Source organism: Nostoc cf. edaphicum LEGE 07299 (assembly GCF_015207245.1).
Taxonomy (GTDB): domain Bacteria; phylum Cyanobacteriota; class Cyanobacteriia; order Cyanobacteriales; family Nostocaceae; genus Nostoc; species Nostoc edaphicum_B.
Genome location: NZ_JADEXF010000113.1, coordinates 1 through 7,966 on the forward strand (window position 1 = coordinate 1; position 7,966 = coordinate 7,966).

General features: G+C 41.5%; 7 protein-coding genes and 1 pseudogene. 3 read left to right on the forward strand and 5 right to left on the reverse strand.

The annotated features are described in order from the left end of the window. On the forward strand, window positions 1-2,655 hold a 2,655-nt coding region (locus tag IQ229_RS05160; protein WP_194041876.1), incomplete at its 5' end, for an MFS transporter. A 94-nt stretch (window positions 2,656-2,749) separates the two neighbouring features. After that, window positions 2,750-2,926 (forward strand): annotated as a pseudogene (locus IQ229_RS24810) (hypothetical protein); the annotation flags it as partial. Between the two features lie 119 nt (window positions 2,927-3,045). On the opposite strand, the gene IQ229_RS05170 reads toward IQ229_RS24810, so the two are convergent. From IQ229_RS05170 to IQ229_RS05185, 4 genes are all read right to left on the reverse strand, one after another. Further along, window positions 3,046-3,612, reverse strand: coding sequence for an antibiotic biosynthesis monooxygenase (locus tag IQ229_RS05170; RefSeq protein WP_194041880.1), 567 nt, complete (start codon window positions 3,610-3,612; stop codon window positions 3,046-3,048). 148 nt (window positions 3,613-3,760) lie between these two features. After that, on the reverse strand, window positions 3,761-4,699 hold the full coding sequence (locus IQ229_RS05175) for an SMP-30/gluconolactonase/LRE family protein (RefSeq protein ID WP_194041882.1): 939 nt from the start codon (window positions 4,697-4,699) through the stop codon (window positions 3,761-3,763). A 6-nt stretch (window positions 4,700-4,705) separates the two neighbouring features. After that, complete coding sequence (locus tag IQ229_RS05180) at window positions 4,706-5,452, reverse strand: SDR family oxidoreductase (RefSeq protein ID WP_194041884.1); 747 nt, start codon at window positions 5,450-5,452, stop codon at window positions 4,706-4,708. Window positions 5,453-5,765: 313 nt separating this feature from the next. Beyond that, on the reverse strand, window positions 5,766-5,978 hold the full coding sequence (locus IQ229_RS05185; RefSeq protein ID WP_194041886.1) for a hypothetical protein: 213 nt from the start codon (window positions 5,976-5,978) through the stop codon (window positions 5,766-5,768). A gap of 328 nt (window positions 5,979-6,306) precedes the next feature. On the opposite strand from IQ229_RS05185, the gene IQ229_RS05190 reads away from it, so the two are divergent. Then, complete coding sequence (locus IQ229_RS05190; protein WP_194041888.1) at window positions 6,307-6,666, forward strand: hypothetical protein; 360 nt, start codon at window positions 6,307-6,309, stop codon at window positions 6,664-6,666. 56 nt (window positions 6,667-6,722) lie between these two features. On the opposite strand, the gene IQ229_RS05195 is transcribed toward IQ229_RS05190, so the two are convergent. Continuing rightward, on the reverse strand, window positions 6,723-7,676 hold the full coding sequence (locus IQ229_RS05195) for an NAD-dependent epimerase/dehydratase family protein (protein ID WP_194041890.1): 954 nt from the start codon (window positions 7,674-7,676) through the stop codon (window positions 6,723-6,725). Window positions 7,677-7,966 lie beyond the last annotated feature (290 nt).

Sequence of the window (7,966 nt, forward strand, 5' to 3'; positions counted from 1 at the left end):
ATATCTAAGACTGTCTCTCCTGGACTACAGACGCTGATGGACACGGCAACTGCTGGCATCGGTGCTAATACTGCAAAAAAACAGTTAGTTTCTACTGCTGAAGATATTACAGCCGCAGTTCGGCGGGAATTAACTTCAGGTTTTGATTCGGAAGGGATTAGAAATACACTCCAAAGTTCTTTAGGTTCTCTACAATTGCCAAAGCTGGATATCAAAGAAATTCGGAGTCAATTTGACCAACTTCTTAAGGATACAGATTTGCAATCTGTTGCTAATAGCGATCTATTGCAAAACGTTAATCGCCAAACATTTGTTGATTTAATCAGCAGCCGTGGCGATTTATCTAAAGAAGATATCAATAACATTGCTGACCAATTTGAAGGTGCATGGCAACAAGCTTTAAATCGTAAAAATCCCACAGAACAAGTAATTAATTTACTCAAGTCCGCGACTCCTGAAGAACTTAATTCTGAACAATTGGGTGAACGGCTTCAAGAACTGGTTACAATCGGAGGCGGTAATGGCAATGGTGTAATAAAGCAAGCTATTAGGTATGGCTTAAGTGCAGCTGCGCCAGCAGTTCTGGAACGGGTAAACCTTTCTAATATCGATGTGAACAAAATTACAACTCAGTTGCAAAAGCTGAAAGAAAAAGTTCAAGATGTCGATGTAGAGCAAATCACAGAACAACTTCAAAAGTTTAGAGAAGAAGCAACTGAGCAAGTATCTGCAAAATTGCCGATATCACTGGAAAACACGATTAAGGCAGATGTAAAAGACTACATATTACATTCATTTCCTTGGCACTTTAACCGAATTACGTTAGTAGATGAATTTAAAGAAGTCATCTATGACGTGAATGCAGATCCAACAACTGTAAGACGGGAGTTGGAAGAAATTAATCAAGAATTTTTCACTAATTTGCTGAAGCAGCGGGACGATCTTAGTGAAGCCAGAGTGAAAGAGATTTCCGAACAAATGGAAAGCGATCGCCTGGAAGTTTTAGAAACCGTCAAACAGGCTCAAGCACGAGAAAAAGGACAAGATTTCCGCAGCCGCATCGAAGATTATCTGCGTTCTACGGGAAAAGAAGAACTCAATCCTGAAGGTATTGAACGTGACTTTGCTAGATTGGTGGAAGATCCAGAAGCTGGGTTTGAAGATTTAAGCGATCGCTTCGGGCAATTTGACCGCGATACTTATGTACAATTACTCCAACAGCGTCAAGATATCAGCGAAGAGGAAGCTAATAATATTGTTAGTCAACTCGAACGCAACCGCGATAATTTCTTGAATCGTGCTAGAGAATTGCAAGAGCAAGCAAAAGCGAAAGCCGATGAACTGCGCCAAAGAGTTGAAGACTATCTGCGGAATACTAACAAAGATGAACTCAATCCTGAAGCTATCAAACGTGAGTTTAGAATTTTACTAGACGATCCCCAAGCCGGAATTAGCCTTTTACGATCGCGCCTATCGCAATTTGACCGCGATACCTTAGTACAATTGCTCAGTCAGCGTCAAGATTTGAGCGAAGAACAGATAAACCAAACTCTCGATCAACTTGAAGCAGTCCGAGATAGTATTTTGCAAGTACCGCAACAGGCGAAAGAACAGTACGAAAAGACTACAAAAGCGATCGCAGACTATCTCCGCAATACCAACTTGGAAGAACTTAATCCAGAAGGTATTAGAGCCGATTTGGAGAAATTACTCGACGATCCTCAAGCTGGAGCCTTAGCACTGCGCGATCGCTTGTCTAATGTCGATCGAGAAACCTTGGTTAAACTCGTGAGTCAACGCGGCGACTTGAGCCAAGAGCAGGTTAATCAGATCATCGATCGCGCTCAAGATGCCATTGGTGATATCCTGAGAGCGCCACGACGTTTAGCAAAGCGCACCACTCAACAAGCTTTAGATTTTGAAGCCAATCTCGAAGAATATCTGCGTAATACCAACAAAGAAGAACTCAACCCCGAAGGAATCAAACGCGATTTACAATTGCTGCTGTCTTCTCCCCGTGCTGGAATTGGCAATTTAAGCGATCGCGCCGCGAAATTTGACCGTTCGACAATTGTGGCGCTATTATCCCAACGTGAGGATATCTCAGAAGAAGAAGCTAACCGAATTGTCGATCAAATTGATTCTGTTCGCAGCTCGATTGTTGAACAATTCCAGCAGATTCAGCAGAGAGTACAATCAGTGCTAGACGGAGTTTTTGCCAAAGTTCGCAACTATCTCAACTCCCTGAATCGTTCCGAACTCGACTATGAAGGGATTAAGCAAGACTTTGCGAAAGTGTTTGACGATCCCCAAGCTGGATTTGAAGCATTGCGCGATCGCCTCAGTCAATTCGATCGTGACACCTTAGTTGCTGTATTAAGTTCTCGTGAAGATATTTCTGAGGCAGATGCTAACCGGATCGTAAACCAAATAGAAGCGGCGCGGGATGGCGTATTGCAACGAGCCGAACGCATCCAGAAAGAAACTCAAAAACGTCTGAAAGCGATTCAAGAGCAAGCTAAAAAGCAAGCCGAAGAAACCAAGAAAACCGTTGCAAATGCCGCGTGGTGGATATTTGGGACAGCGATTACTTCTCTTTGCGCCAGTGCGATCGCAGGTGCGATCGCTGTGACTGGGATAACTCTACCTGGGTAAAATATCTCCGTCATTAGGAGTTTTGATAAATACAAAGTGGTATTCAGTCTTTATAAATGAATGCCACTTTTTTGATTTATAAAGCGGAGCTGGCAACGATAGGATTCAAGCCGCCGTGGGGAAGGACACGTTTAACGGTGGTTCTGGCAACGATATCATTGAACGCCGGATCTGGTGCAATACAGTTCAGTTAAGCATTTTTTCTCTTCTCTCTGTTTCCTCTGCGCCTCTGCGGTTCGTTAAAAAAGTTGACTTTGACAAAGAGTTTTAGGCTTAACTGAACCGTATTGAGGTCTGTATCGGAATCAACTAAGAAAGGCTATATTGTGATGGCGCGATCGCTGTGATGGTTGTCTTCGGATCTGAAATAGGGTTAGTTCGACTTTATTCCTAAATTTTTCGTGATTTAGGATATAGCCAAAAGCTAAACAAACGGCTAACTCTCGGCATGACAACATAGGTTAAGAGTAAAACCATAATAATCGTTATAATCAACGAAATAATCAAGGGTGGTAAACCTCGAATTAGGGGTACTAAGAACGCATTCAATAAATTAATCAACACATATACAGCTCCCCAAGTTAGTAAGGCTGTTTTATAGCGCGGTGGAGTTTTTAATGATTGACCAGGAAGAGAAAACCAAGCTTCTAATCCACTGATTTTTTGAACATAAGGATCGGATTCAACTAAATGCTTACTTTGATTAAGTAGATGTTCGCGATCGCGCGATGTCATCCACACTTCTAAATTTTCATAATTGTCAAATCGGAAGATAATAACATATTCATTTCGTACCCCAAGTTGGGGACAAATCACATTTGTTCCCATGTGACCCACGTAAGCTCTGGAAACCCTGGTAATCTCTTTCAACCAAGCTTCGTAAGCAGTTTCGCATCCAGGTTTGACAAGTTGTGTAATGACCACGGTTACAAATTGCTCGTTCTGTTCTATCTCCATTATTTATGCCAATCAATTTTTGATTTTAGATTTTTTCACGTAGTTTGATTTTCGGAGGGCAAGTATCGATTTACTTGCTGTGAAACATTTATAAATTTGGGATTTTCAATTAAAAATCCCAAATTTAAAATCTAAAATTCGGTCACGCTCAAGCCAAGGGATATCCAGGTTTTCCAACTTCAAGCCGAACAACATTAGCAGGAACGACACCAGTGGGTGGAGGTAAGAACATCCCACCATTAGTCACAACATAAATTGCAGTGCGATCGCTTTCAGTTTGACCAAAAGCCACGGCTGTGCTACCAATTACACCTGCCTCGGCTTGAGCAATAATAGTAGTAGTGCGATCGCTTGCAATTCGCACCACACTGTTGTATATGTGCGTTGCTCCATACAGATTGCCTTCCACATCAAAGGCGAAGTCATCAATATTAGTTTGCTCAACAAAAATTTCCGGCTCACCTGGTCGAGCTGCGGTATCAATGGGAATGCGCAACAGCAACATTTTTTCAGTATTTGAAACGTAGAGAAAATCACCAAAACGCTTCAAACCATTTGCAGCCGGAATGATATTTTCCGAATTGCTACGAGCAAGCATTGGATGTTCTAGCCATATTGAGGCACGAGGTTGAGCGATATCAATCAGCCAAATTGCACCCCGATAAGAATCTGCTGTTAAATACTGAGTATTAAAAAGGGGAGTGATGCCATTGAGAAATATTGCATCTGGCAGTTTCAGCAAGGTTTCCACTGTCCCATCACTGGCTACCAAAGAAACCACTGGTATAGAATCAGCATTCCAACCTGTTGCCACTAAACCCCCGTTGGCAGCGAAAGCAAGACCACTCACTTTACCCTCAACAATGGCATGAATTTGCTGATTGCCATCTGGACTAATACGAACAATCTCGCCAACTTCGTGATTAGTTACAAATATTGTGCCATCTGGTGCGTAGGCGTAGCCCGCCGCAGGTATCACTAGATTTTCTAAAAAAGTATTGATCGGGAATGAGGCAATAACTTTAGCAGGCGCTAATTCAATGGTTGTATCTACGTAAATAGGCGGTAAAACTGCGGAATTTCCCATCTTAACCTACCACTGTAATTGAATGGGGCCACCAAACTTTCGCATCTCTGCAAAAAATAGTCCTTGCGCTCCTCCATCGGGAAGTGTTGCTAAATAAACAGCTGTTTGCGCTCCTTCTTCTGCCGTGAACGGAGCATCATCTCCTCCCATATCGGTCTTCATCCAACCTGGAGAATAGGCATTTACCAGAATGTTAGTACCTTGGAGTTCTTTCCCCAGAATCGCTGTTAGTCCATTTACTCCCACCTTTGAGAGTCGGTAGGAAGGCGCTAAAGGGTAGTAGTCTCCCGGTACTGACGCCAGAGATGCCATTTCCGTTGAGATATTGACAATGCGACCGTAGTTTTGCACCTTCATTAACGGAATTAGTGCTTGAGAAATTCTGAGTACCGCTAAAACATTAGTTTCAAAGGTAGATCGCATCGTTTCCAGTTGGACAGTCAGTAAGCTGGATTCTTCAGGCTTTGTTGTGGGATTTACACCTGCATTATTGACCAGAATATCTACTTTGCCATAAGTTTCACGCAACCACTCGGTAAGCTGCTGCACGCTTCCATCATTGGTAACATCCAACTTGTGATAGTCAACATCAAACCCTTCACTGGACAACTGCTGCTTGGCAGCAAGACCATCTGTTTCATTACGACTCGTCAGAATTACGCGGTTGCCAATTTGGGATAATTGACGGGAAATTGCATATCCTAGCCCTCGGTTACTTCCTGTAACTACAGCAACCCTTTTTTGAGTCGTCATTTTTATGACCTTCAAACTGCTTTTAAGTTTACTGTACTGAGATGTTGTAAATTAAGCAAATTGAGTTTAGCAATATATTTTAGGGTTTATGTATTGACAATAAATACTAAATATGTTCAAGTTCAAAAACTACATATTTCATAGAGGCACAGTAATGCTAGGGATATTGCTGATATGGATAGGGGACTTCCGGTTAAAAAAAGATCCCGTCGTAAGGGCGCAAGCCTTTGCGCTCCTCCAAATCTATAATTTGGGAAATTTGGGATAATTTATTTTTTGCAAGTCCCTAGACTCACAAAGCGATTAGTATCCATCAAAAAATATTGCTCCAGGGTTGACGTTTGAGTGTTTCGCGCAGTCTGTAACGACTTCTGCCTTCCCTGCAAGAACTTCCGCCTTGACGTTTCGGTGTTTCGCGCAGTCTGTAAGAACTTCCGCCTTCCCTGTAGGAACTTCCGTCTTGACGTTTCGGTGTTTCGCGCACTCTGTAAGAAGTTCCGCCTTGACGTTTCAGTGTTTCGCGCACTCTGTAAGAACTTCCGCCTTCCCTGTAAGAACTTCCGCTTTTGCTATAGCAACTTCTGCTTTAACTTAACTGAGTCCTGAGTGAGAAAAAAGTAAGAGCGGGTTCATTCTACAGATTTCTAACACATCCAATTTTTTTATAAACTCGCCCCTAGCTGCTCTTTGTGTAGCTACTGCGGTTATGAGAGACACGAGAATAGGTGAAATGAGACAAATTTTAGTCTTTTTAACAAAAATCAACAATTTTACGCAGGACAACATTTTAAAAAATTGTCCACTATAGAATTACTAAAAATTTAAGTTATTTTTCAGATTGAGGAGTATTCATTATGGCAAGGCACAAACGCGATTCACGCGTTCTTAGCAAAGCTGAGATGCGCTTGGCAAGCATTAAATCTATCAGTCCTACTCTAGATGTAGGAGATAGTTTAACAGTTAAAGATTATACTGAGAAAATTGAAGGTCTTCGTCAATCGCTGGAAGCTTACAATACTACCCTCTCTACTATTGATGTTTTACTAACCCAAATCACCGAAAATGAAAGGGCTTTGGCAGATTATTCTGAAAAAATTTTACTTGGCGTTGCTTATAAGTTTGGAAAAAATAGCCATGAGTATCAGATGGCTGGGGGTACTCGTAAAAGCGATCGCAAGCGTGCTGTGCGCCAAGGTGTTGTTTTTAATGTTTAAGTCACACACACTGACAAGCTTAAGCGCTACTCAAATGCTCATCACTACGAAAATTACTAGGGGGAATACAAAGATTTTACCCACTCCCATTCCTGTGTTAAACCCTCTCTTAAGCAGACTTGGGGCTGATATCCGAGAATTTTCTGCGCTTTAGATACATCAGCACCAGTGTGACGTGCGTCTCCCATCGCTTTTTCTATGTGGTTTTTTTTGATTGACTTCCCAACAATTTCTTCAATCGTATTTAAGACTTCTGCTAAAACCACCCTACTACCACCGCCGATATTAAAGATTTCTCCCACTGCTTCGGGTGCGGTGGCGGCAGCTAAATTAGCGGCGACAATATCACTAACAAACGTAAACTCCCGCGTTTGCTGACCATCGCCGTAAATAGGAATCGCCTCATCGTGCAAAATGGATTGAAAAAACTTATGAAATGCCATATCTGGGCGCTGTTTGGGGCCATAAACTGTGAAATAGCGCAATGTCACACAGGGCACACCAAAGTTCTTGTAATACAGTTCACACAAAAACTCTGCTGCTAGCTTCGTAATGCCGTAAGGAGAAACCGGTTGAGGACAAATTCTCTCGTGGGTAGGTAATGTTTCTGCATCACCATATACACTAGATGAAGAGGCAAACACTAATCTTTTTAGGTGTCTAGCATCTTTAGCTGCTTCCAGTAAAACTTGTGTAGCGTTAATATTTCGTTCTGTATAGCCTCGAAAAGCTTTACCCCAACTTGCTCTAACCCCTGCTTGCGCCGCTTGATGGTAAACTACATCAACATCTTTTAGGAGTTTGTGCCAATCTAAAAACTGCATATCTCCTTCAATTAATGTAAACCCAGGTGAGCGATGTAAGTGTGCAACATTGTTTCGCTTTAACATCGGATCGTAATAATCATTGAATTCATCAATCCCGATTACTTCTTCTCCTTGCTCTAGCAATGTTTCTGCAAGCTGAGAACCAATAAAGCCTGCGACTCCAGTAACGATAATTTTAGCCATGTTGCCGATTTTGTTATATCCTGATTAATCGCTATATTCACAGGTTAATAATTATAATCAAAAATTGGCGATCAATTGAGAACTTTTTCAGAGATCGTTTTATTTCTACCAATATAAAATATGATTCAACTAATGCAGTTGTGCTAAAAATATGTTATTAAATTGATTTAATAATTGCTAACAATAAAAATAGAAACTTTACTAATTAGTGAAATTTAATTTTTAGAATAAATGCAGTTGGAATTTAATAGCCAAAATTGAGTAACCAAGGTTGTACCCCACCCTAACCC